The following is a 22,821-nucleotide window of genomic DNA, read 5'->3' as shown; positions in this document are numbered from 1 at the left end:
TCAATCTTCCTCCAAATACATATTTAATGCAAGCTGACCATATTGTTTGGTATAACGATACCAAATGTACAAAAATTCTCCGACAGGTTTACCGACACTCTCTTGGAATAAGGCCCACAAAAACCAATAATAAGATGTCACTGCCACATAGGCTAAATAGTGACGTTTTGTTTTTGTATCTGGAACTTCTTGCAAGTAAATCTCAAATACTTTCTCAGCTTGTTCAACAGTATAATTCGAACAACCAATAAAAGTACCTAAATCCCCTGCAGGGTCTCCCATACCAGAATATTCCCAATCAATCAGACTCATCTCCTCTTGTTCATTCAAGAGAAAATTAGGACTGTAGGAATCCCCGTGACAGAGAACTTTTTCCACCTTGTCTTTCTTTATAAAATCTACTAGAGTTGTAATTGACTGATCTAGCTCATCAAGTCCATCAAACTCAAAACGATTGCTTTCCTGTAACTTTTCTTTGAAATCATCGATTCCTGCAATTAAATCAAAATTATGAGTTGTTTTTTCTCCAGATTGGTGTAGTTCTCTCAAGAGTTCCATGGCTTTTTCAACATGGTCCCAATTATCATAGTCGAGAGTTCTCGCATTCATTATAAACTCTGAAATTTTCCATCCCTTATCTTTATTCATAGCAATAAAGGTGCGATCAATTTGTAATTTTGCAGCTACTTCCATAGAAGCTGCTTCGCTAGAACGATCGATGTATTTTTCAGTACCTACCCCAGGATGACGGTAAACATATTTTTTCCCGAGACAATCAAAACTAAAGGATGTATTAGTCAGACCATCTTTTAGAGGTTTGATATTTATGATATCTGAAGCGATACAATGTAAGGTTTCACAGATATTATCGATAATCTCCGAATTAGAGTTCATCAAGTACCGCTCATCAAATTGTCGCAATTCATCCAAGGAATCAAACTCCTTGATAATATCTGCTGAGTAATGACGCGCTACTAGGTGCAACTCGTTGACATGACGGCTATAGTAATCCTCCCAAAGTTGTTCTTTGTATGGTTCGTGTTTAAATTCTTTTTCTAAAATCTCAACGAATTTTTCACTAAATGCATGGTCAAAATACACGTGACCTACCATAGCCCATGTGTTTTCTCCACCAATCTGAATTCCTTTAATGATGTGATTGGCATCTTCTATCGCGCAGTATTCATCTGTTTCCCCTTCTGCAAATATTGTTGAATAATAGCCTCTATAGATATATTTTTCAAATGGGTTTTCAACAAAATAATTATCTGACGAACAAATATAGGTATTTGACAGCTGATCTCTAACTAGCATTAGTGATGAACAGTTGTTGTATTTGTAGTAGTCATTGTTTACAACGATTTTTACACCATATTTTTCTGCAAGGTAAAACATTTTTTCCTGCATATATCCTACAATAACTGTAATATCCTCTATACCTGCCTCTTGTAACTGTTCGATTTCTCTTTCAATCAGACGTTGTCCTTTGACTTTTAACAGCCCTTTAGGAATTTCATAAGATAACGGAGCAAATCGGCTACTCATTCCAGCAGCCATAATGACTGCATTTTGAACACGAAAAGGCTCTAAAGCATCTTTTCCCAACTCAGATAAGTGACCCTCTTGGTCAAAAAAATGAGCTTCTTTCATCTCTTTAAACAAGGAATTAACCTTTCCTAGAGAAAGTCCTAATTCTTCTGCTAATTCTCTTTGTGTAAAATCCTCTTGTGGATGATCCAGCAAGAAAGACAAAAACTTAAATTGTTTTTCTGAAATCATACTGACACCTCTTTTGTTCAGTTTTTTGTTAGAAGTCATTGTAACATGAACACTTCTCTTTGTCAACTGTTGCTAGAATAAAAAAGCAAATCGACCATCCCCCCGTATAACGGGTGGTTTCTTGTCTCTCACCTAACGGAGCGAGACGGACTAATAGTCACATAATCAAAATACCCCAAAAGTTAGATTTTTTCTGTCTAACTTTTGGGGTACAGATCAATGCTGGTTGTTTTTATTTAAATGGTTACTTGATCTCTATCTTTAACCATGTAATGTTTCAACGGAGTTAGGCTTGCTAACCAATATAGGAAACCTCCAAAAATCGCCGTAAAGCCACTACCTGTTGTAATTAAGAAGATCGAACTTTGAATTTGTTTAGTTAGGGGATTATAAACAAAGAGTACTGCAACTAACAAAGATACGAATACACAAGACAAACCAACTAAATTAAATCCTTTAGTAAACTCATAAGCCTGATGTCCATCTAAGAAATAAGCTGATCGTAAATCTAATTTCCGTTTTCTTATCAAGAAATAATCAACAACAATCATTCCAATAATAGGTCCTTGAATATAAGCTGCAAGCGAGATAAAAGAACCAAAATATTCTTCTACGCCACCCCAAATTGTTAACGCACTCACATAAATCATGGCAATCCAAACCATTAGTTTATAGCTCATCTTAGGCATACCGCTTTTAACAATCATACAGTTCACATAGGATCCTGTCCCTTGAGTTCCAATATTTGCAAAAGCTACTAGCAATAAACTAAGAAGAGCAAAGGTAGGAGTACTCAAGGTTGAAAGCATCGCAGTTGGATCACTCTCGTAAACTCCTGTTCTTACAAACATAGCTAGAGCCATAACACCACCCGTCGCAGCAAAGAATGGTGCTACCACACCATAAGATAAAGAAGTAGCCCAATACCCACTACGTTCTGATTTTGCTAAACGTGGTAAAATTAATGCTTGCGTCGACCAAGAAAAGGCAGTCGCTACATTCCCCTCTCCTGAAATCATAAATCGCTCTAGCGGGCTCAAATCTCCTTGTACTGCTGGTTGAACGTTCATAATGTCAGTAATCGGAACTGCTACAAAACAAATTCCAACGATAATCAATCCAACAACTAGTAAAGCAATTACCATAAATCGATTAATACCTTTTATAACCTCTGGTCCACCAAGAGCAATCAAGGTCCCCAATAAGACACAAAGTGTCCCAAGAATTGGTGCCCAAATTCCCTTCTCCAGTCCAAGGCCAAAATTATTAGCTAGATGAATCATAGAACTGGCAAAAAGATTTGCAGTAACTGCATACCAACCAAAATTTGCTAAACTGATTGTTGTTGACAAAAATGCCACTCCGCGCTTCCCTAAAACCGCTCGAAGCCAAATCCATAAATCAATTCCGTATTTGACTGCAAATAAGATAGGAAGACATTCAATAAAGACCCAGATAATATTAAAACTAAAAATATTAATTAGCATTTGACTGAAAGTCAAGTACTGAGCTACATAGGCACCTTGTGTGTAACACCAAGTTGCAATCGCAAAACCACTTGTTGATAAGAATAGATCCCAGAAAGAATATTGCCGATCCTTACTAGTCATTGGAACAATCCCAGTTATGGTTTCTTGTTGAATAAAGTCGGTTGTTTTCGACATTATTTAATTCCTCCTGTCATAGCTAAGATAATCAAGATTAGATTAATCCCAATGATAACACCAATCAAAGCAAAATCTTTTTTTAAGAATGGTTGCGCAAAATTATAGTCTGGAGATTCCATTTCTTCCAGTCTTCGTTTCGTTTCATCTGCTACCAATTGTTCAATTTCAGATACAGATTTCATCTTATTTTTCTCCCAGATATAACTCTAATGAAAGTTGTCCGTATTGTCTGGTAAATCGATACCAAGTATAAAGAAATTCTCCAACAGGTTTTCCAACACTCTCTTGGAATAAGGCCCACAAGAACCAATAATAAGATGTCACTGCCACATAGGCTAAATAATGACGTCTTGTTTTTGTATCTGGAACTTCTTGCAAGTAAATCTCAAGTACTTTCTCAGCTTGTTCAACAGTATAATTCGAACAACCAATGAAGGTGCCTAAATCCCCTGCAGGATCCCCCATACCCGAATACTCCCAATCAATCAGACTCATCTCCTCTTGTTCGTTTAGGAGAAAATTTGGGCTATAGGAATCTCCATGACATAAAACTCTTTCAGTGTCATCCTGTTTTAAAAATTCTCTAATAGTTGAAATGTTTTTATCAAGTTCATCAAGTCCATCAAATTCAAAACGATTGCTAGCCTTCAATTTTTCTCTAAAATCATCAATTCCTACAAATAAATCAAAATTATGGGTTGTCTTCTCTCCAGACTGGTGTAGTTTTCTCAAGAGCCCCATAGCTTTTTCTACATGATCCCAATTATCATAATTAAGCGGTCTAGCGTTAGGGATAAATTCTGAAATCTTCCACCCTTCGTTTTTATCCATTGCAACAAATGTTCTGTCTATTTGCAGTTTTGCTGCAATTTCCATAGAAGCCGCTTCGCTTGATCTGTTGATATATTTTTCAGTTCCTCTTCCAGGATGACGATAAACATATTTTTTATCAAGACAATCAAAGCTAAAGGATGTATTGGTTAAACCATCTTTGAGTGGTTTAATATGAACAATATCCGAAGCATCACAATTCAAGGTCTTGCAGATGTTATCAATAATCTCAGAATTAGAATTCATCAAGTAGCGGTCATCAAATTGACGCAACTCATCTAAGGAATCAAATTCTTTAACAATATCCGATGAATAATGACGAGCTTCTAGATGCAATTCATGAACATTGCGGGTATAGTAATCCTCCCAGAGCTGTTCTTTATAGGGCTCGTGTTTAAACTCAGTCTCTAAAATTTTTACGAATTTTTCACTAAAGGCGCGGTCAAAATACACATGGCCTACCATAGCCCAAGTGTTTTTCCCACCAATTTGTATATCAACGATCATGTTGTTGGAGTCTTCGGTAGCACAATATTCGTCTGTCTCTCCTTCCACAAATATCGTTGAATAATAGCCTCTATAGATATATTTTTCAAATGGGTTTTCAACAAAATAATTGTCCGATGAACAAATATAAGTATTTGATAGTTGATCTCTAACCAACATTAATGAAGAACAGTTATTGTATTTATAGTAATCATTATTTACAACGATTTTTACACCATATTTTTCAGCAAGGTAAAACATTTTTTCTTGTAAATAACCTACAATAACTGTAATATCTTCTATACCTGCTTCCTGTAGTTGTTCAATTTCCCTTTCAATCAGGCGTTCCCCTTTGACTTTTAACAATCCTTTTGGTACTTCATAAGACAATGGTGCAAATCGACTACTCATTCCAGTAGCCATAATCACTGCATTTTGTACTCGATAAGGCTCTAAAGCTTCTTTTCCTAACTCAGATAGGTGACCTTCTTGATCAATCCAATTAGCTTCTTTCATTTCTTTAAGTAGGGAATTAATTGTTCCTAAAGAAACTTCCAATTGTTCCGCTAACTGTCTTTGTGTAAACTCCTCTTGTGGATGCTCTTGCAAAAAAGACAGTAGTTTAAATTGTTTTTCTGAAATCATATTGATAACCTCTTTTGTTCATTTTTCTATTAAAAATAATTGTAATATGAACAAACTCCATTGTCAAGCGATACTAAAATAAAAATAAAAATAAAAATAGTAAATATAAACCAACTTATTATTCATATCTATCAGACATTAAAAACCAGCACCTTCATAGAAAGTGCTGGTTGTTTTTATTTTAATAAGAAGATACTCAAAAGAGTTAAGATTGCTGGGACACCTTGCTTTAGAATGATTTTTTTATCTGCTGTTAAAGTACCACAAGTCGCTGCTCCTATGACAAATAAGACAAAGATTGTTACGATTTCTAAGCTATGCGAGAAATAAATCCCATAAATAAGAAACACCCCAATCAAAGCATTATAAATCCCTTGATTTTTAAACAGTGAGGTGACAGATGGTCGAGTCAACTCTTCCTTTTCCATATTAAAGACTCGGCTGGTTGCGTCTGATTGGGTTGCGATACTCTCCAAATAAAAGATATAAAAATGTTCGAGGGCTACAATAGTTGCTAAAACAGTAATAATGATTGACATCGTTTTCTCCTTAAAAGTCTATGTTTTCTAAACCTGAGACTAGTTTTGTCAGTAAGGTTGTCAGTTCTTTCTGCTCATCCGGCGATAAAATGCTCTCCATCTGTTCCTTCACTTTCAAATGATATTTAGGCGGATTAACTAATAGTTGATTCTTGGCTTCTTGGGTTAATTCAACTAGGACTTCTCGCTGATTGATTGGATTACGCTTACGACTGACATAGCCCTCTGACTCTAAAACCTTAAAATGACGGGTCAAAGCTGCCTGGTCAATTTGTAACTTCTCTTGAACGGCAGTTTGGTTACACGGCGACTTTTGCAATAAAAACTGCAGAATTTGATAGCGGGTCAAACTAATACCCAATTGTTTCTCAAAAAGTTGAGTAATGGTCTGATCTACTAAATGGAGCTGGTACAGTAATTCATTGATTTCTGACATTTCTATTCCCTTGTTAAAATTTGATTCATCAACTATTGACTTATCAAGTATAATACAAGCAGATTAAAAACGCAACTATTTTGCTCAATCCGTTAAATTTATCTCCTAGCCACAATCCCAGAAAACTAGGTTCCCAAATTTTATGTCTGGAGTTTATCTTTGCTATCTAAGAATTTGAAAATAAAAAAGAAGCGGAAACTGAATCAGTTCCCAACTTCTCATTCATTATTAATTCATTGATACGTGAACGTGGTCATAGTGGTTTTCTGTTACGCTACCACGATCTGGCATTGGATTCCAAGTGTAGGCTGGTCCGTATTTGCTATCGTATGGTGCGTAGAAACGTTGTTTCCAGATGATGTAGTTGATTCCACGGCTAGCCATATTTTGGATAGCATAATCTGCAATTTGGTCACCGAGAGCTGAGCTAACTGGGACCATGAAGTCAATCGCTAGACCTTTTCCGTGGTCACCTGGATCTCCTGGACGGTAACCACTAAATGATGTGATACCAAACAAGTTAGCTACTTCTTCTTTAAATGCAGCTGTTTGTGGTTGAAGACCTGCATTTTCAGATTTTGTTGCTGCAATAGTTGCATAATCAGGAGCCGCTGGTGCTGTATAAGTTGCTGATGCACCTTGACTTGGTTCAGCTTGGTAAGTTGCTGGAGCCGATTGAGCTTCTGTTACAGCCTCAGTTGTTGCTTCTGTAGTCGTTGTTTCTTCAACTGTTGTAGTTGTTTCAGCGGCCGTAGTTGTTTCCTCAACTGTTGTAGTTGGTTCAGCAGCCGTAGTTGTTTCCTCAACTGTAGTTGTTGGTTCAGCGACCGTAGTTGTTTCCTCAACTGTAGTTGTTGGTTCAGCGACCGTAGTTGTTTCTTCAACGACAGGTGCCGCAGCTTCAGTTGTTGCTTCTGACGATACTGTAGTTTCTGCTACAACTCCAGTTGTTGCTTCTGTTGTAGTTGTCTCCTCAACAGTAGTCGTTGTTTCTTCAACTGGTTGTGTCAAATCTTCGACTTGAACAGTTTGTTCATCTACTGTTACTTGATTCGTTGTTAAATCTGCTGTTGCACTTGCTACATCAGAACCAACTTCTTGAGGTGTATAAATCTCAACCTCTGTTACTTCCTCATTGTCGTTCACAGTTGTAGTCAGTACAGTTTCTGGAAAAATCAAGTCAATATTTGTGATTTTGTTCAAGTTTGCAAGGACATTTAAGTCTACTCCCAAAGCCTCTGCAATCGTGCTTAGGGTATCTCCGTACTTAATTGTGTAACTTGTTTTATTTTCGCTTTTAGCAACATCGTTTTGAATTTGCTCAACTGAACGTGGTGACCATACAATTTCTTCTGCTTGAGTCGCCAAGGTAGGGGCAAGTGATAGAGCTACTGTTGATGCTAAAATAATTCGTTTCTTCATACTATTCAAACTCCTTTTCAAATGTAGTACCTTTCTATCATAACATAAAGAAAAAAGAAAAAAAGCCCTTTGGGGGCTATTTAATAAAACTGTCTAAGCTCTGTAACAAACTACATTAATTGAAATAGTTTGTATGATTTTTGTCACAAAGCTGACATATTCTCTTTCATAAAGAGAGAGAAGGAATATCCGCTAAACAAGAAATCTGATGATTGCAATCCACCGGAGTTCCAAGGAAATTGATACTCTGAATGCTACTATTCTGAGCAAATTCGATATCCAAAGTACGGTCCCCTATATAATAGGTGCGCTCTGGTTTTAAATGGTATTTGCTGATAAGGTAGGTCGCTGCTTCTGGACTTGGTTTACGAGCAAAACCGCTCTGGCTTGTCAAAATTTCTGTGAAATAAACATCCAATCCCAAATCTCGTAAAATAGTCAAGGCATTATCGCCTTTGTGGGTGTAGACAAATTGCTGAATTCCTTGCTGATTTGCCCAGGCTAAAACCTCGCGCGCCCCCGGCATCAAGATGACCTGGGCATTCTTTTCAGCCAAGCTCTGAGCACGGACTTGATTGAGCCTATCAACATCCAAGCCTCTTTCTTCTGCCACTTGCACTAGTAAATCCTGGACAGAGTATTTCAAGATAAAAGCTCGAACTTTTTCCTTGTCAAAAGGAATGGAAAACAGTGCATAGGTTTCCTCAATCCCTGACAAAATAGCTTCATAGGAGTCCAATAAGGTCCCGTCTAAATCCCAAATAAAAGCCGTTTCTTGCATTTCTTATCCTTTCAATGTCATATAAGATTTGTAACGATAGCGTAGGAAAATCCAACGGAAACCATTATCCAAAAGCGTTCCTGCCCAGATACCAGGCAAACCCCATCCAAGAACAATTCCCATCAGGTAACCAGTTCCAATACGGATGCACCACATTCCAATACTTGTCGCATAAAAGGGAAGTCGGGCATTTCCCAAACCTTGCCAGACAGCTGTATAAATAACCGTCCCCGTTGTCATAGGAGTCCCTAAAAGTGAAAAAAGAGTCACTAAAACACTGGCTTTGATAGCCACAGGATCGCTGGTGTAGAGATAGCTTAGTGGTGTCCCGAGAGCATAGATACTAAGTGTTAAAGGCAACATGAGAAAGAAAGACAGCCAAAAAGTTTGCTTACTTAGTCTGTCCACCCTTGCCCAATCATTCTCCCCTACTGCTCGAGCTACCTGCATGACTGTAGCCGTAGCAACACCAAAAGCGGGCATGTAGTTAAACTGAGTCAAAACTTCACCGATAGCATTTCCCGCGACTGCCTCCGTCCCAAAGGAAACAACCAAGGCAATTATGACTACATCACCAGCCCTCATCATGAGACGTTCTCCCGCTGCAGGTAAAGCCAAGGTCAGAAGGTCTTTATCCAGTCCAAACGTCGGTCTCATATATGGAAGTTTTAATTGTGACCACAAAATTACAACCCCGATCAAACGTGACAAAATAGTTCCCCAAGCTACACCAGCTATCCCCATATCAAGGATAAAAATGGCGACACTTGAAAAAACAATATTTAAAGCATTGGATAAAAAACTAACATAAAGCGGCAGTCGAGGATTGTGGGTAGCGCGAATCAAGGCTCCTAGACTAGTCATCAAGCCCAGGAGAAGAATTGTCCCACCAACTAAAGATAAGTATAAGCCACCACTTTCAGCCACAGCCTGTTCAGTACCCAAAAGACCAATCATCTCTTGACCTGCAAAGATGGATAAGACACCTAAAACCAAACTCAGTAGCAGAGTAATCTTAAGTGCTTCTGTCACATGGTAGGCTAGTCTAGACTGATCTTTCTGTCCCAAACTTTTTGATATAACACTAGAAATTGCTGCTCCCAAGGCAATAAAAATAGCCTGATAAATGGTGATAATATTTCCAGCTACAGACACACCCGAAATGGCGATCAACCCCAGATTAGCTACCAAGTAGCTATCTACCATCCCCATGAGCATCTGCAAGAAATTTTCACCCATGGCAAGTAAAGCTATGTTGAGAATATCCTTATTTTTCTTAAACAATCCTTCCTCCTGATGAAAAGAAACTCAGTTAGTTTCCCAACCGAGTTTACTTCCTCTGTTTTAAAGTCCTAAATAAGATTCTACTGCCGCCTGCATATCTGCCGCTGCAACAGTTGTCTTGTGACGAACTGGAGCTGTTTCAAGGCCATCAACTGCTGGTGGCACTGCCACTCCTGAAATTTCGTGCAACTGAGCCAAGGCCTCAAAGTCGCTTAAACCTGATTTCCCTGTTACAGCTTCTACTGCAACTACTGGGAATTTATATGGGCTAGCTGTTGAAGCAATCACGGTCTTAGTCACATCACCTGTAGCTGCTTGGTATTTTTTATATACGGCCGAAGCAACTGCTGTATGAGGGTCCTCAATATAAGCATCTGCCTCATAAACACGCTTGATTTCTGCTGCTGTTTCCGCTTCAGTCGCATACTCTGCTGCAAAAAGCTCAAGAATCTCTGCATCAAAATCTGTCAATTCATACTGACCTTGGTTATTCAAAGCATTCATAAGTTCAGCTGTCTTAACCGCATCATTTCCCAAAAGATGGAAAATCAAGCGCTCCAAGTTTGAAGACACTAAGATATCCATAGATGGGCTAGTGGTTACCTTAAACTCACGCTTCTTGTCATAAACACGAGTTTTGAAGAAGTCTGTCAAAACATTGTTGTCATTTGAAGCACAGATCAACTTGCCAACTGGTAGGCCGATTTGTTTGGCGTAAAAGGCAGCCAAGATATTTCCAAAGTTTCCTGTCGGTACGGTGAAGTTAACCTTGTCACCAGCCACAATTTCGCCAGTTTTAACAAGCTGAGCGTAGGCATAAACATAGTAGACAATCTGTGGTACCAAACGGCCAATGTTCATAGAGTTGGCTGATGAAAATTGGAGCTTGTTTGCTGCCAATTTCTCGCGAAGGGCCACATCATTGAACATATGTTTCACGTTGGTTTGAGCATCATCAAAGTTTCCATCAATGGCAATGACATGAGTATTATCACCAGTCTGAGTTGTCATCTGCAATTCTTGCACCTTGCTGACACCGTCTTTTGGATAAAAGACGATAATTTCAGTTCCAGGAACATCTGCAAATCCTGCCATAGCAGCCTTCCCAGTATCTCCAGATGTCGCTGTCAAGATGACAATCTTGTTTTCCAGTCCGTGTTTCTTAGCAGCAGTTGTCATAAAGTATGGCAAGATAGACAAGGCCATATCTTTAAAGGCAATGGTTGAACCGTGGAAAAGTTCCAAGTTGTATTGGCCATCGAGTTTGACAAGAGGGGCAATTGCCGGTGTATCAAACTTGCTGTCATAGGCGTTGGTGATACAGTAGTCCAACTCTTCTGCTGTAAAGTCATCCAAGAAAGCTGACAAGACAAGCTTAGCTACTTCTTGGTAAGAAACGTCTTTCAATGTGTCAAAATCCAAGTCCACCTTTGGATAGCTAACTGGAGTAAATAAGCCTCCATCTGTTGCCAAACCTTGCAAAATTGCTTGGCTGGCCGTTACTGTATTTTTCGCGTCACGCGTTGATTGATAAACTAATGTCATAAATCTCTATCCTTTATCTATAGTCTTATTCATTATAACATGATTTTTTAGAAAATTCTTCCTTTATCGGAAAATTATAGGCCCAATTCTTCTTTCAAAGGCACTAAATAAGCCATTTCGCTCTGACCTCTCATCTCAAGTCCTTGCTCTGCTATCGCTAGCAAGTCTTTGGAGAACTGGACAATCCCAGCTGTTTCTTCATCTGTGAGATGTTTCTTAGAAAATTGTCTTCTCAAAGACTTGTAGTCACGACCAAAACTTTCAAAGAAAGGAGCTGTTTCTAGGAAAGCTTCAAGCTTGTCAAGATTCACCAACAAACCTAGATGAAAGGCTGCTGAAGCAAAGGTTCGGTCTAGTGGCTGGGTACAAACACTCCGAAATTCGACCGTTCCTCGAGTTGTTAAATCTTGAAATTGATAGCTACGGTGCGTTTGGAAATCCTTTTCTAGAGGAACAAGAAGAGTTTCTTTCCCATTTAGAGTATAAGCAGGAATTTCGTCAGTAGCTAGGTAATCTCTAGCTTGAATCGGAGAAAAATAGTAGGTTTCTCCATCTCTTTCTGCCGTAAAAATCGCAGAATGGTCGAGATAATCAAAGAAATCATCCTCATCTTGAAATAGTTTTGAATTGACACCAACATTCTCTGGATAAATCCCATGCATGGAGTCTTCCCAAAAGATATCTCGTGAAATCTGGGTGTCCCAGTCTGCTCCAGAGAACTCAGAATTGGCAAACAAGAAAGCTTTGGCTGCCTCTATCTGTGTGAAAGCATTGATAACACGTAGGTAGTTATCGGTCGAAACATCCAACTGGACTTGGCTCCCGCAGATGAAGGCTCCGTATTGCGGAAAGTCATGTAAATGCGCACTTTCTTGGTGAGTCCCCATACTCAGATAATCCATCAGCATCTGATAGCGTGGATAAGCCACAGGTCGATTGTCATTTTGATTCCAGTTTGGGTGAATCCCCCAACCCTGGATAGCATGATCCTTTTCTCCTAGCTTTTCCTGAATGACCTTCATATAGGCATCAAAGCGTCCTTGAACCTCTTGGATATCCTGAGCTCTACCAAAGGCAAACTCCAAGGTCGTGTAGGAAACCTCAAACAGAATCCGGTCCTGACTCTTTGGTTCTACAAGCTGAATTGGATTGCCATCCTGGTCCTCTTTTTCAACTTTCAGACTGAGAGCATTCACCAAAAAGCGCAACAAATCCTTGCTGACTTCAATATCTGTAGGTTGGCCTTTCGTATGAACGATAGGAAACTCCAACTCAATACCGATGTAGAGATCTGGATTTTCTTTGATATTTTTTAAATAGCGGTCTTTTAATAACTGAATTGAAGGGGACATACATACCTCTCACTCTAACTTCTCATACTAGAAAATAAATTACTCTCTATTATACCAAAAATCAGAGATAATCTTGTCGAAAACAAACTTTTTACAAAATAAGGACAGATTTGGAATTTATATTAAATTTTACATGTTTGCTTTTAAAACCTATTCTAAAAATGTTGATATATTAATATCTTTAAAAATCATTACTCCTATAATTTTTGTATAATTTAATTTAATTTGTTGATTTTTTTATGAAAACGGTTTATACTTAGTTAGTCTTAAAGTTTTCTTAAACTACAAGTCAAACATTTTATAAGGAGGAATGACAATAATGAGTATCGGAATCATTATTGCGAGTCACGGTGAATTTGCCGCGGGTATTCATCAGTCAGGATCTATGATCTTTGGTGAACAAGAAAAGGTTCAAGTTGTAACCTTTATGCCAAACGAAGGTCCAGATGATTTATACGCAAAATTCAACAATGCTGTGGCTGCATTTGACGCAGAAGATGAGGTTCTAGTCTTGGCTGACCTTTGGAGTGGTTCTCCATTTAACCAAGCTAGCCGCGTAATGGGAGAAAATCCTGAGCGTAAATTTGCCATCATCACAGGACTTAACTTGCCGATGTTAATCCAAGCCTACACCGAACGCCTGATGGACGCTAATGCCGGAGTGGCTAAAGTTGCTGCGAACATCATTAAAGAAGCTAAGGATGGCATCAAGGCTCTTCCAGAAGAGCTAAACCCAGCTGAGGAAATTGCAACTGCTGCAGCTGCTCCAGTAGCCCAAGCTGCTATTCCAGAAGGAACTGTTATCGGAGACGGAAAATTGAAAATCAACCTTGCACGTCTTGACACACGTCTCCTTCACGGGCAAGTCGCAACTGCTTGGACACCAGATTCAAAAGCAGACCGTATTATCGTTGCTTCAGATAACGTTGCAAACGACGAATTGCGTAAAGAGTTGATCAAACAAGCAGCTCCTAACGGAGTAAAAGCTAACGTTGTGCCAATCAAAAAATTGATTGAGGTTGCAAAAGACCCTCGTTTTGGTAACACACACGCCCTTATCTTGTTTGAAACACCTCAAGATGCCCTTCGTGCTATCGAAGGCGGTGTACCAATTAAGACTCTTAACGTTGGATCAATGGCTCACTCAACTGGTAAAACAATGATCAACAACGTATTGTCAATGGATAAAGACGACGTTGCTACATTCGAAAAAATGCGTGACCTTGGTGTTGAATTTGACGTACGTAAAGTACCAAACGACACGAAAAAAGATTTGTTTGACTTGATTAGCAAAGCTAACGTTCAATAATTAACATTAAATAGAAAAGGAATAAAACCATGTCAGATATTTCAATCATTTCTGCTATCTTGGTTGTAGTTGTTGCCTTCTTCGCAGGTCTTGAAGGTATCCTCGACCAATTCCAATTCCATCAACCAATCGTAGCATGTACCCTTATCGGTCTTGTAACTGGTAACCTCGAAGCAGGGGTTATGCTTGGTGGATCCCTTCAAATGATTGCCCTTGGTTGGGCTAACATCGGAGCTGCCGTTGCTCCTGACGCTGCTCTTGCCTCTGTTGCCGCTGCAATTATCATGATTAAAGGTGGTAACTTTACTACTGAAGGTATCGCAGTCGCAACTGCAACTGCAATCCCTCTTGCCGTAGCTGGACTTTTCTTGACTATGATCGTTCGTACAATTTCAGTTGGTTTGGTTCACACTGCAGATGCTGCTGCTAAAGAAGGAAACATTGCAGCTGTTGAACGCGCTCACTACTTTGCCCTTATTCTTCAAGGTCTTCGTATCGCTGTTCCTGCAGCCTTCCTTATTGCTATCCCAGCTTCTGCTGTTCAAGACGCTCTTGGTTTAATGCCAGACTGGTTGAACGGTGGTATGGCTGTTGGTGGTGCCATGGTCGTTGCCGTTGGTTACGCTTTGGTTATCAACATGATGGCTACTCGTGAAGTATGGCCATTCTTCGCACTCGGTTTTGCCTTTGCTGCCATTTCTCAATTGACTTTGATTGCCCTTGGTGTAATCGGTGTTGCCCTTGCCTTCATCTACCTCAACCTTTCTAAACAAGGTGGAAACGGTGGCGGAGGAGCTGCAACTTCTAACGACCCAATTGGTGATATCTTAGAAGACTACTAGAAAGGGGAACAATCATGGCTGAAAAAATTCAATTATCAAAATCAGATCGCCAAAAAGTTTGGTGGCGTTCACAATTCCTTCAAGGTTCTTGGAACTACGAACGTATGCAAAACTTGGGTTGGGCATACTCTTTGATCCCAGCTATCAAGAAACTTTACACTAAAAAAGAAGACCAAGCAGCTGCTCTTGAGCGTCACCTTGAATTCTTCAACACTCACCCATACGTAGCTGCTCCAATCATGGGGGTTACTCTTGCACTTGAAGAAGAACGCGCTAACGGTACTGAAATCGATGACGCTGCTATCCAAGGTGTTAAGATCGGTATGATGGGACCTCTTGCTGGTATCGGTGACCCAGTCTTCTGGTTTACAGTTCGTCCGATCCTTGGTGCCCTTGGTGCATCACTTGCTGCAACTGGTAACATCGTTGGACCACTTCTCTTCTTCTTTGGATGGAATGCAATCCGTATGTCATTCCTTTGGTATACACAAGAGTTTGGTTACAAAGCTGGATCTGAAATCACTAAAGACATGTCAGGTGGTATCTTGAAAGACATCACTAAGGGTGCATCTATCCTTGGTATGTTCATCCTTGCCGTTCTTGTACAACGTTGGGTATCCATCAACTTCACTATCAACCTTCCAGGCAAACAATTGTCAGAAGGTGCCTACATCAACTTCCCAGAAGGTGCTGTTACTGGTGGAGAATTGAAGGGCATTCTTGGTCAAGCGCTTAGTGGTATGAGCCTAGATAGCGTTCAACCACAAACGCTTCAAGGTCAGTTGGACTCATTGATTCCAGGATTGATGGGACTTCTCCTTACTTTCCTTTGCATGTGGTTGCTTAAGAAAAAAGTATCTCCAATCACAATCATCCTTGCCCTCTTTGCAGTTGGTATCGCAGCTCGTTTCTTCGGTATCATGTAATCTCGGCGAGAATGTACAAACAAAAAAAGAATCAGGTTTATCACCTGATTCTTTTTTATTTTCAATTATTCTGCCAAGGCACCCATTGGATCCCATGGTGCAAGCACGATTGGTTCTGCTTCATAAGCAGCTTGTTCTTCTGCTGTCAGCAATTCTTTACGAACAACGATTTGGTAAGTGTATTCGTCCATCCAAGCATCTGAGGCAACAAAGTAACCATCTGTACCGACCTTGTCTCCCCATGAATTTTCAACTTTCCACTTAGTTGATTTACCATTTTCATCCAAATCAACACCTGTCAAGACCATAGCGTGGGTCATCAAGCTTTCGCTGTAGTCCAAACGTCCTGCCTTGTCTTGAGTGAGTTGAATGTCCATACTTGATTCAAAGTCATAAACATCTGTCGCAAGGATTCCTGCTTTACGGTTGCTGAGCTGGCCGACATCTGAACCAAACCAGACAGTTTCTCCTGTTTGCATTTGGGCAATGGCCAATTCTTTCAAGCGTTCCATCGGTACGTTGATGTAGCGAACTGCACGGCTACCAACAACATTTCCCAACATCTCAACTGTGTAAGATCTACCGTAAGGTTTATCAGCAGTTGGAGCATTGATCACAGAAACGTAGTCTTCTAGTGGAAGGTCAACGTATTTCTTGTAAAATTCTTGTGGGGTGATGCCCTTTTCGCTTTGGTAGTTGTTATCCTTATCGCGATAAGCAAAGTCAAACTGACGTGGTGGAAGTCCTAGTGACATGGCAAGGAAATTAAAGATTTCTTGCAAGAGGTCTTCTTTCTTAGCTTGAACAGTCGCTTGGTCAGCGCCAGAAGCCAAGAGGTCACGCAAGATTTGAGCATCTTGACGAAGCAATTTGTTTAGAATTGCATTGAGCTCACGGCTGCTACTAGATGAAACAGACTCTGGATAAACAGACTTAGGAACGACACCGTATTTCTCAAAGAGAGAAACCACCATATCCCACTGACCACCATCTTGTTGTGGAGTTTGGAGTAGGAAGCTAACCTTGCGGCTCGTCAATTCTTGGTCAGCAGTCGCAATGACTTGCTCCAAGAACCAGTTAGATTTTTCATACTTGTCCCAGAAGAAGGTGTGGGCTTGTGACAATTCAAAGTTTTCAAGTTTGTATTGAGAGATGAGTTTGTGGCGGAAAGTATTAAGGGCCGCAAACATCCAGCAACGACCAGATGCTTTCTGGTTAGTGACCTTGTCCTTTGTCAAATCAAGTGAGAAAACTGGTGTGTTGTCGACATGACTTTGACGACGCTCAAGGGCTGCAAAAATACCGTTATGGCTAGCAGCATTTTCGATAGCTTGGTATTTTACATTTGCTTCATAGTTGGCAAATAATTTATCTGTAAATGATTCTTGAATCGCGTTCATAAAATCCTCCTTTTTTCTTACTGTCTATTATAACTCTTTTCACAAAGGAAGCAACCAAAAACTGAAAAAGGCAAGGATATTTTCCTCGCATTTTCCTAATATTTCATAGTGCTACTATCACTAGCGGACACTCTCAAGCAAAGCTTTTAGCTCATCCTTGGTTAAACGACGCCATTCTCCACGTTTCAAACCCTCATCCAAGGTCAAAGTTCCCATGGTCAGACGTTGCAAGTCCACCACTTCCTTGCCACAGTAGGCTACCATCCGTTTGACTTGGTGAAATTTTCCTTCTGCGATGGTCACTCGGACCAGACTTTGATCCTTTTCCGTATCCACCGACACAAGCTCCAGCTTGGCAGGCTGACAGGTAAAGTCCTTGAGCGGAATCCCTTGGGCAAATGTCTCAATGTCTTCATCCGTCATGATTCCCTTGACCTGTGCCAGATAAGTCTTATCCACATGGCGTTTAGGGGAAAGAAGAGCATGAGCTAGCTTGCCATCATTGGTCAAGAGTAAGAGTCCATGCGTATCAATATCCAAACGACCGACTGGGAAAACTTCCTTTGAACGAGCTAAGTCATCCAACAAATCCAAAACTGTCTTGTGTTTAGGATCTTCAGTCGCTGAGATAACCCCCTGAGGCTTGTTCATCATATAGTAGACAAACTCCTCGTACTCTAACTTTTGCCCGTCAAAACAAATCTCGTCCGTGTCTTCATTGATTTGCAGCTTGGCAGATTTTTCCTTTTTGCCATTGACCGTCACGCCCCCAGTCTTTAGAAAGTTTTTGACCTCCGTCCGGCTACCAACAGCACAGGCAACTAAAAATTTATCTAATCTCATAGGGCTATTATATCATAAAAAGAGAGCGGTTTTCGCTCTCTTTTTCTTGTATTTGCTTTCCCGGATTTATTTTTTTATCATACTTTCTATTCCTTTGAGAAGAATATCTGAAATAGCTTCTGGATAGCCTTCATAGCCATTCTGTTCTGTTAGGGCATCAATGATATTTCTAATCTGACCATCTAAGATAATGGTTACTGCAGGAACCAGTTCATCTGACCCCTCTTTTTAAACATTTCTTGCATAATTGATACTTTGTTACTCATATTTACTCCAATCTTTTTTTAAATTTAATCAATAACACTCTACGAGACTGATTCTTCCGTCTCACCATCCGCAACCAAATCATATGGAAGATTTTCACTAGTTAAGTTTTTTAATCACTTTATTCCTTTTATGTACATTATTGACCACACAAATGTAGAGAATGAATAAGAGAACCGAATAAATCAGCAATCCTAAAAACTTTGCATAGACCAGGTAAACTATCAAGGAACCTATCAAACTGATACTACTAATACAAATAAATAAGAAAGCAAGATTTCCATTTTTCTTTGCTATTTCTAAGAACTCTGAGTACTCAATATCTGTAAACAATGCCGGATATAAATCCAAGTCTTTGTCATAATAGTCAACTACAAATTTCCCTATGAGCAAGGAAAGACAGGAACATAGAATGAAGCTAGAATATTTGATAGTAGGGATATCAAAAATGGTTAAACCATTCAGCAATCTAATAATGGGGAGAGATAGCAAAGTGAGTCCAAGAGTGTAATAGTGTTGATTCTTAGAGGTTCTTTCGAGAATGGAAAAGTAAAGTCTCTTTTCTTTTAAGTCATAATAGACTATTTTGTTTTGATACAATCCTAGATTAACTAGTTTCCTATTGTTTTTCATTCTTTTAGTCATTGTTCAACATCTCTTTCTCAAACCACTGGACTTCAATTTACTCTAATCTCAGAAAATCTCTAGCTCACTTCTTATACTAGAGAAATCTTTCCCCTTTGTCAACATTTCGCCGGTGTTTGCCCTTTATTAGAAACCATTCTCACTTCGAGTTCGCAACAAAAAAAAGCCGCCTGATTGGGCGACTTAATTTTTTTATAGGGAGATTATTATGAAAAAGTTTTAGGAGTATAAGTTAAGGTCTTCTTAACTTATGAGATAAGTATACAGCTCCTATCTTAAAGTTTCCTTAAGTATTTTTAAATGTGAGATTTTTCCATTTTACTTGCCAGTTTTTCTTAGATAAACGCTGTTGATAAAGCTTCATCCGGTCGTCATTTTCTAAAAAATGGGGAGTTGGAGAAACCTGAAAGTTCAAAATATCCTCTAAACCATAAGGAGCAAAGAGCTCTAAAGTTGCATCAGCATGCAAGCGAAGTCCTATCGCTGTACAACGTTCGGGATATTTACTCATAGCGTCACAGGAATTCACATACGGTTCCGTATGGGGACTATGCTGATGCATATAGGCTTGATTCTTCAGCTCCCATTGATACTCGGGAAAATCCTCTCTCAACTTGTTTTCTATTGCCAGCGTTTCTTCATAACTCACCTCTGGGTCAAAGAAAATGACATCCACATCCGTTTCACGGTCAAAGGCTGGTTTATCTGACAAGAGATTCCAAATAAAATTTCGAACTGAACCAGCCGCCAACCAAGAATCTTTCAACTCCAAGTCACAGATGATAGTCAGAATAGCCATCATGTCAGGATTTTCTCTGAAAGAGTCTAAGATTTCAGTCTTATTTTTCAATATATTCATACCCTAAATGTTCATAAGCCTTAGCTGTCGCGACCCGTCCTGAACGAGTTCGCATGATAAATCCTTTCTGGATCAGGTAAGGTTCATACATATCCTCTACTGTCTCACGCTCTTCGGCGATATTAACCGAAAGAGTTCCTAGACCGACAGGTCCGCCGCCATACATCTCAATCATGGTGCGAAGGATTTTTTGGTCTACATAGTCCAAACCTTCATGGTCTACATCCAGCATAGTCAAGGCCTTATCCGTAATGACATCATCAATCAAGCCATCGCCCATAATCTGGGCAAAGTCACGCACGCGCTTGAGAAGACGATTAGCAATACGAGGAGTTCCACGACTGCGTAAAGCTAACTCGGAAGCAGCTTCATGGGTGATTTCCATCTCAAAGATATCTGCCGTCCGCTCGACAATCTCTGTCAAGTCAGAATGGGTATAATATTCCATGTGACCTGTAATCCCAAAACGGGCACGAAGAGGATTTGAAAGCATCCCAGCTCGTGTCGTTGCCCCAATCAAGGTAAATGGTGGCAAATCTAGATGGACACTACGACTAGCTTCTCCAGCACCAATCATGATGTCAATGTAGAAGTCTTCCATGGCACTGTAAAGTACCTCTTCTACCGACATGGGCAAGCGATGAATCTCATCAATAAAAAGAACATCTCCTGGCTCCAAGTCATTCAAAATCGCTACCAAATCACCGGCTTTTTCGATAACGGGACCAGATGTCTGCTTGAGATTAACTCCCAATTCATTGGCAATGACAAAAGCCATGGTTGTTTTCCCGAGACCTGGAGGGCCAAATAAAAGAACATGATCCAGCGCCTCATCACGCATTTTTGCTGCCTCGATAAAGATTTGAAGCTGATCCTTGACCTTGTCTTGTCCGATATATTCACGTAAATATTGGGGACGGAGGGTACGTTCTACCAACTCCTCATCACCCATGATTTCATTATCTAAAATTCTACTCATGTTCCTATTATAGCAAAAATCCAGCCTACAAACAAAAAAGCCACCTGATTTGGTGGCTTCTTTAGGGAGATTATTATGAAAAAGAAAAGTTTAGGATTTCTATTAAATAAAGTTAGGAGGCCTTTACTTAATAACTATATGATACAAGAGAAGACTTAAAGTTAGCTTAACCTATAAATTTTATTTTTTTGCTAGAGATTTTAACTACTAGCAGCCAAAGCAGAAAAGTTAGGAGGCAGATACTCACCACTATTAAGTATGTTTCTTCCTTTGTTAAAAGGTTCTGCCAATTAAGCCGGATTCCTAATTTTTCTTGAAACTCTTCTAATAAGCTACTATTCCCCATAAATGTAGTTTCTAATTGCTCCTTCATTAAGACCTGTCTATAGAGAGAAGCAAGATAGGTAGCCGGTGTGCACTTCATGAGAACTTGAGCGAAGTTAGGAAGAATTCCCATTGGTACATAAGTTCCTACTAAAAATCCTGAAACTGTACCTACAATTGTAGCCAATTTACCCAGACTATCTACTGACTGGAAATGATAAATCAAGAGTACATTTACCAATGTTGAAAGGAGACTACTTAGTAGCATGATTAAACTTATTTCAAATAGCTTACTCATAGCTGGAATTTCTTGAAAATAAAGGCTCATAACAATAAGCATAAAGGCTTGCATAACAAAGGAAATGATAAGGCTACTAATAAGATAAGACAGTTGCAAGCCCCAGCTCCCTAAATCTGTCAAAAAGAGATCCTGATCCACTTGATTTTCACGGTCTTGTACCATCTGGGTCAAAGCTGTAAAACTGGTTGTAATCCCAGTCACAGCCAAGGTTCCACCCATCAGCCAGTTATTTAAAAGGCTCTTATTATCAGGAAGTTGGGACCAGGCATCCATCAAATTTTTCTGCAAAAAAATGATATAGAGTAGAAAGGAAATCAAAGCTCCCAGTAATGAGAAAAAGACTCCTGAACGATTACGAAAATACAATAAAAAATCACGTTTTAATAAGGCTAACATTAGCGCACCTCTCTTCCTGTAAGGGCTATGAAGGCATCATCCATAGTTCCTGGACGAAATTCAAAGCTAGCAATCTTCTCACGAACTTGGGTCAAATAATCAATAGCTTCCAATTGGCTCTTAGGATAAAGACTATACTCAAACTCATTTTCCTTTTCCACAGGCATATTTTTAGGTAAGAATTTCTCCACCTGCTTGTCTTTAAAACAAATTTTTAAAAGATTGGAAGCGTACTCACTTTTAATTTCAGTAGCAGAACCTTGGGCAATAACCTTTCCATGATCTATAATATAAAGTTGATCTGCCTCATCTGCTTCATCCAGATAATGAGTCGTTAAGATAATAGTCATCCCTTCATCTCTTTGTAGACGATACAATAAATCCCAAATGGATTTGCGAGTCTGAATATCTAGTCCAGTCGTAGGCTCATCTAGAAATAAAATATCGGGATTGGATAGGAGAGCCCGAGCAATGTCAACTCGACGTTTCTGTCCTCCTGATAAAGTTCCATAAAGTTGTTTCTGAAAAGCAGTCAATCCTAGTTGATTGATTAAATCTTCCACACGACCACCCTTAATCCCTTTATACTGCTGGGCACGAATGGCTAGGTTTTCTTTGACCGTCAACTTTTCATCCAATACACTTGCTTGAAAAACAACTCCAATCCTAGTATTGGGCGCATAGATGATTTGACCATTAGTAGCTCGTTTAAGTCCGATTAACATTGAAATCGTGGTCGATTTGCCAGCCCCATTAGGTCCTAAGATTGCGTTAAAACTTCCTTTTTTAAACTCTAAATTTATATCTTTTACTGCTGTATGGTCTCCATAGTTCTTAGTGAGGCCTTTTGCTTGTAAAATCATATTTCCTTCCTCCTTTTTACACCTTCAGTTTAACAAAAAGGAAAAAGAAAAAATATAGTTTGGTGCTATGTGGTCGAAATGGATGATTATGTGGTCAATTCTA

The 22,821-nt window shown here is 39.5% G+C and carries 20 protein-coding genes; 3 read left to right on the top strand and 17 right to left on the bottom strand.

Annotated elements, in window-relative coordinates; translation table 11 throughout:
- The 11 genes from K1I61_RS06390 to K1I61_RS06340 all read right to left on the bottom strand — a co-directional run bounded on the left by K1I61_RS06390 (position 1) and on the right by K1I61_RS06340 (position 12,767).
- Complete coding sequence (locus tag K1I61_RS06390) at positions 1-1,779, bottom strand: phosphotransferase (RefSeq protein WP_223334007.1); 1,779 nt, start codon at positions 1,777-1,779, stop codon at positions 1-3.
- 236 nt (positions 1,780-2,015) lie between these two features.
- Positions 2,016-3,443: a cytosine permease gene (locus K1I61_RS06385; RefSeq protein WP_223334009.1), complete on the bottom strand. Its 1,428-nt coding sequence runs from the start codon at positions 3,441-3,443 to the stop codon at positions 2,016-2,018.
- Positions 3,443-3,628 (bottom strand): hypothetical protein, encoded by a 186-nt coding sequence (locus K1I61_RS06380; RefSeq protein WP_223334011.1) that lies wholly within the window; start codon positions 3,626-3,628, stop codon positions 3,443-3,445. Before K1I61_RS06380 ends, K1I61_RS06385 begins: the two co-directional genes overlap by 1 nt.
- A 1-nt stretch (position 3,629) precedes the next feature.
- The gene (locus tag K1I61_RS06375) at positions 3,630-5,408 is read right to left on the bottom strand and encodes a phosphotransferase (protein ID WP_223335811.1); all 1,779 of its coding nucleotides are present in this window, start codon (positions 5,406-5,408) and stop codon (positions 3,630-3,632) included.
- A 176-nt stretch (positions 5,409-5,584) separates the two neighbouring features.
- Positions 5,585-5,947 carry a DUF1304 domain-containing protein gene (locus tag K1I61_RS06370; RefSeq protein WP_223334016.1) on the bottom strand — a complete coding sequence of 121 codons (363 nt, stop codon included), beginning with the start codon at positions 5,945-5,947 and terminating at the stop codon, positions 5,585-5,587.
- Between the two features lie 10 nt (positions 5,948-5,957).
- The gene (locus tag K1I61_RS06365; RefSeq protein ID WP_223334018.1) at positions 5,958-6,383 is read right to left on the bottom strand and encodes a MarR family winged helix-turn-helix transcriptional regulator; all 426 of its coding nucleotides are present in this window, start codon (positions 6,381-6,383) and stop codon (positions 5,958-5,960) included.
- A gap of 228 nt (positions 6,384-6,611) precedes the next feature.
- Positions 6,612-7,805, bottom strand: a complete 1,194-nt coding sequence (locus K1I61_RS06360) for a LysM peptidoglycan-binding domain-containing protein (protein ID WP_006152904.1) — start codon at positions 7,803-7,805, stop codon at positions 6,612-6,614.
- A 166-nt stretch (positions 7,806-7,971) separates the two neighbouring features.
- Positions 7,972-8,586: an HAD family hydrolase gene (locus K1I61_RS06355; protein ID WP_016466289.1), complete on the bottom strand. Its 615-nt coding sequence runs from the start codon at positions 8,584-8,586 to the stop codon at positions 7,972-7,974.
- Positions 8,587-8,589: 3 nt separating this feature from the next.
- Complete coding sequence (locus tag K1I61_RS06350; RefSeq protein WP_223334020.1) at positions 8,590-9,870, bottom strand: MATE family efflux transporter; 1,281 nt, start codon at positions 9,868-9,870, stop codon at positions 8,590-8,592.
- Between the two features lie 60 nt (positions 9,871-9,930).
- Entirely contained in the window at positions 9,931-11,415 is a 1,485-nt protein-coding gene (thrC, locus tag K1I61_RS06345; protein WP_223334022.1) for a threonine synthase, read from the bottom strand.
- 74 nt (positions 11,416-11,489) lie between these two features.
- Positions 11,490-12,767 (bottom strand): glutamate-cysteine ligase family protein, encoded by a 1,278-nt coding sequence (locus K1I61_RS06340; RefSeq protein ID WP_223334024.1) that lies wholly within the window; start codon positions 12,765-12,767, stop codon positions 11,490-11,492.
- Positions 12,768-13,086: 319 nt separating this feature from the next.
- Here K1I61_RS06340 and K1I61_RS06335 point away from each other — a divergent pair, with 319 nt between their 5' ends.
- Genes K1I61_RS06335 through K1I61_RS06325 form a run of 3 tightly spaced genes read left to right on the top strand, consistent with a single transcriptional unit; the run spans position 13,087 to position 15,844 of the window.
- Positions 13,087-14,076, top strand: coding sequence for a PTS sugar transporter subunit IIB (locus K1I61_RS06335; protein ID WP_036756858.1), 990 nt, complete (start codon positions 13,087-13,089; stop codon positions 14,074-14,076).
- Between the two features lie 29 nt (positions 14,077-14,105).
- Complete coding sequence (locus tag K1I61_RS06330) at positions 14,106-14,918, top strand: PTS mannose/fructose/sorbose transporter subunit IIC (protein ID WP_036756859.1); 813 nt, start codon at positions 14,106-14,108, stop codon at positions 14,916-14,918.
- A gap of 14 nt (positions 14,919-14,932) precedes the next feature.
- Positions 14,933-15,844, top strand: coding sequence for a PTS system mannose/fructose/sorbose family transporter subunit IID (locus K1I61_RS06325; RefSeq protein ID WP_004250646.1), 912 nt, complete (start codon positions 14,933-14,935; stop codon positions 15,842-15,844).
- Positions 15,845-15,909: 65 nt separating this feature from the next.
- Here K1I61_RS06325 and pepC read toward each other — a convergent pair whose 3' ends face one another.
- From pepC to K1I61_RS06295, 6 genes are all read right to left on the bottom strand, one after another.
- The gene (gene pepC, locus K1I61_RS06320; RefSeq protein WP_223334026.1) at positions 15,910-17,244 is read right to left on the bottom strand and encodes an aminopeptidase C; all 1,335 of its coding nucleotides are present in this window, start codon (positions 17,242-17,244) and stop codon (positions 15,910-15,912) included.
- 120 nt (positions 17,245-17,364) lie between these two features.
- Entirely contained in the window at positions 17,365-18,087 is a 723-nt protein-coding gene (locus K1I61_RS06315) for a pseudouridine synthase (protein WP_223334028.1), read from the bottom strand.
- A 1,195-nt stretch (positions 18,088-19,282) separates the two neighbouring features.
- A complete protein-coding gene (locus K1I61_RS06310; protein ID WP_016466299.1) occupies positions 19,283-19,855 on the bottom strand; it encodes a nucleotidyltransferase family protein in 573 nt (190 codons plus the stop codon).
- Positions 19,836-20,834, bottom strand: a complete 999-nt coding sequence (gene ruvB, locus K1I61_RS06305) for a Holliday junction branch migration DNA helicase RuvB (RefSeq protein ID WP_016466300.1) — start codon at positions 20,832-20,834, stop codon at positions 19,836-19,838. The genes K1I61_RS06310 and ruvB overlap by 20 nt, the downstream gene beginning before the upstream one ends.
- Before the next feature lie 166 nt (positions 20,835-21,000).
- On the bottom strand, positions 21,001-21,855 hold the full coding sequence (locus K1I61_RS06300) for an ABC transporter permease (protein WP_036758070.1): 855 nt from the start codon (positions 21,853-21,855) through the stop codon (positions 21,001-21,003).
- On the bottom strand, positions 21,855-22,718 hold the full coding sequence (locus K1I61_RS06295) for an ABC transporter ATP-binding protein (RefSeq protein WP_223334030.1): 864 nt from the start codon (positions 22,716-22,718) through the stop codon (positions 21,855-21,857). The genes K1I61_RS06300 and K1I61_RS06295 overlap by 1 nt, the downstream gene beginning before the upstream one ends.
- Positions 22,719-22,821 lie beyond the last annotated feature (103 nt).

Origin of the sequence: Streptococcus infantis (assembly GCF_019929665.1) — a bacterium.
Lineage (GTDB): Bacteria > Bacillota > Bacilli > Lactobacillales > Streptococcaceae > Streptococcus > Streptococcus infantis_H.
The sequence above is the reverse complement of the archived record's forward strand: the minus strand, read 5'-3'. Positions and strand labels throughout refer to the sequence as shown.

Coding starts and splice junctions, on each gene's coding strand:
- K1I61_RS06375 (WP_223335811.1), bottom strand. CDS start 5,408: ATGATTTCAGAAAAACAATTTAAACTACTGTCTTTTTTGCAAGAGCAT.
- pepC (WP_223334026.1), bottom strand. CDS start 17,244: ATGAACGCGATTCAAGAATCATTTACAGATAAATTATTTGCCAACTAT.
- K1I61_RS06335 (WP_036756858.1), top strand. CDS start 13,087: ATGAGTATCGGAATCATTATTGCGAGTCACGGTGAATTTGCCGCGGGT.
- K1I61_RS06390 (WP_223334007.1), bottom strand. CDS start 1,779: ATGATTTCAGAAAAACAATTTAAGTTTTTGTCTTTCTTGCTGGATCAT.
- K1I61_RS06365 (WP_223334018.1), bottom strand. CDS start 6,383: ATGTCAGAAATCAATGAATTACTGTACCAGCTCCATTTAGTAGATCAG.
- K1I61_RS06355 (WP_016466289.1), bottom strand. CDS start 8,586: ATGCAAGAAACGGCTTTTATTTGGGATTTAGACGGGACCTTATTGGAC.
- K1I61_RS06340 (WP_223334024.1), bottom strand. CDS start 12,767: ATGTCCCCTTCAATTCAGTTATTAAAAGACCGCTATTTAAAAAATATC.
- K1I61_RS06330 (WP_036756859.1), top strand. CDS start 14,106: ATGTCAGATATTTCAATCATTTCTGCTATCTTGGTTGTAGTTGTTGCC.
- K1I61_RS06300 (WP_036758070.1), bottom strand. CDS start 21,855: ATGTTAGCCTTATTAAAACGTGATTTTTTATTGTATTTTCGTAATCGT.
- K1I61_RS06310 (WP_016466299.1), bottom strand. CDS start 19,855: ATGAATATATTGAAAAATAAGACTGAAATCTTAGACTCTTTCAGAGAA.
- K1I61_RS06325 (WP_004250646.1), top strand. CDS start 14,933: ATGGCTGAAAAAATTCAATTATCAAAATCAGATCGCCAAAAAGTTTGG.
- K1I61_RS06370 (WP_223334016.1), bottom strand. CDS start 5,947: ATGTCAATCATTATTACTGTTTTAGCAACTATTGTAGCCCTCGAACAT.
- thrC (WP_223334022.1), bottom strand. CDS start 11,415: ATGACATTAGTTTATCAATCAACGCGTGACGCGAAAAATACAGTAACG.
- K1I61_RS06385 (WP_223334009.1), bottom strand. CDS start 3,443: ATGTCGAAAACAACCGACTTTATTCAACAAGAAACCATAACTGGGATT.
- K1I61_RS06380 (WP_223334011.1), bottom strand. CDS start 3,628: ATGAAATCTGTATCTGAAATTGAACAATTGGTAGCAGATGAAACGAAA.
- ruvB (WP_016466300.1), bottom strand. CDS start 20,834: ATGAGTAGAATTTTAGATAATGAAATCATGGGTGATGAGGAGTTGGTA.
- K1I61_RS06315 (WP_223334028.1), bottom strand. CDS start 18,087: ATGAGATTAGATAAATTTTTAGTTGCCTGTGCTGTTGGTAGCCGGACG.
- K1I61_RS06295 (WP_223334030.1), bottom strand. CDS start 22,718: ATGATTTTACAAGCAAAAGGCCTCACTAAGAACTATGGAGACCATACA.
- K1I61_RS06360 (WP_006152904.1), bottom strand. CDS start 7,805: ATGAAGAAACGAATTATTTTAGCATCAACAGTAGCTCTATCACTTGCC.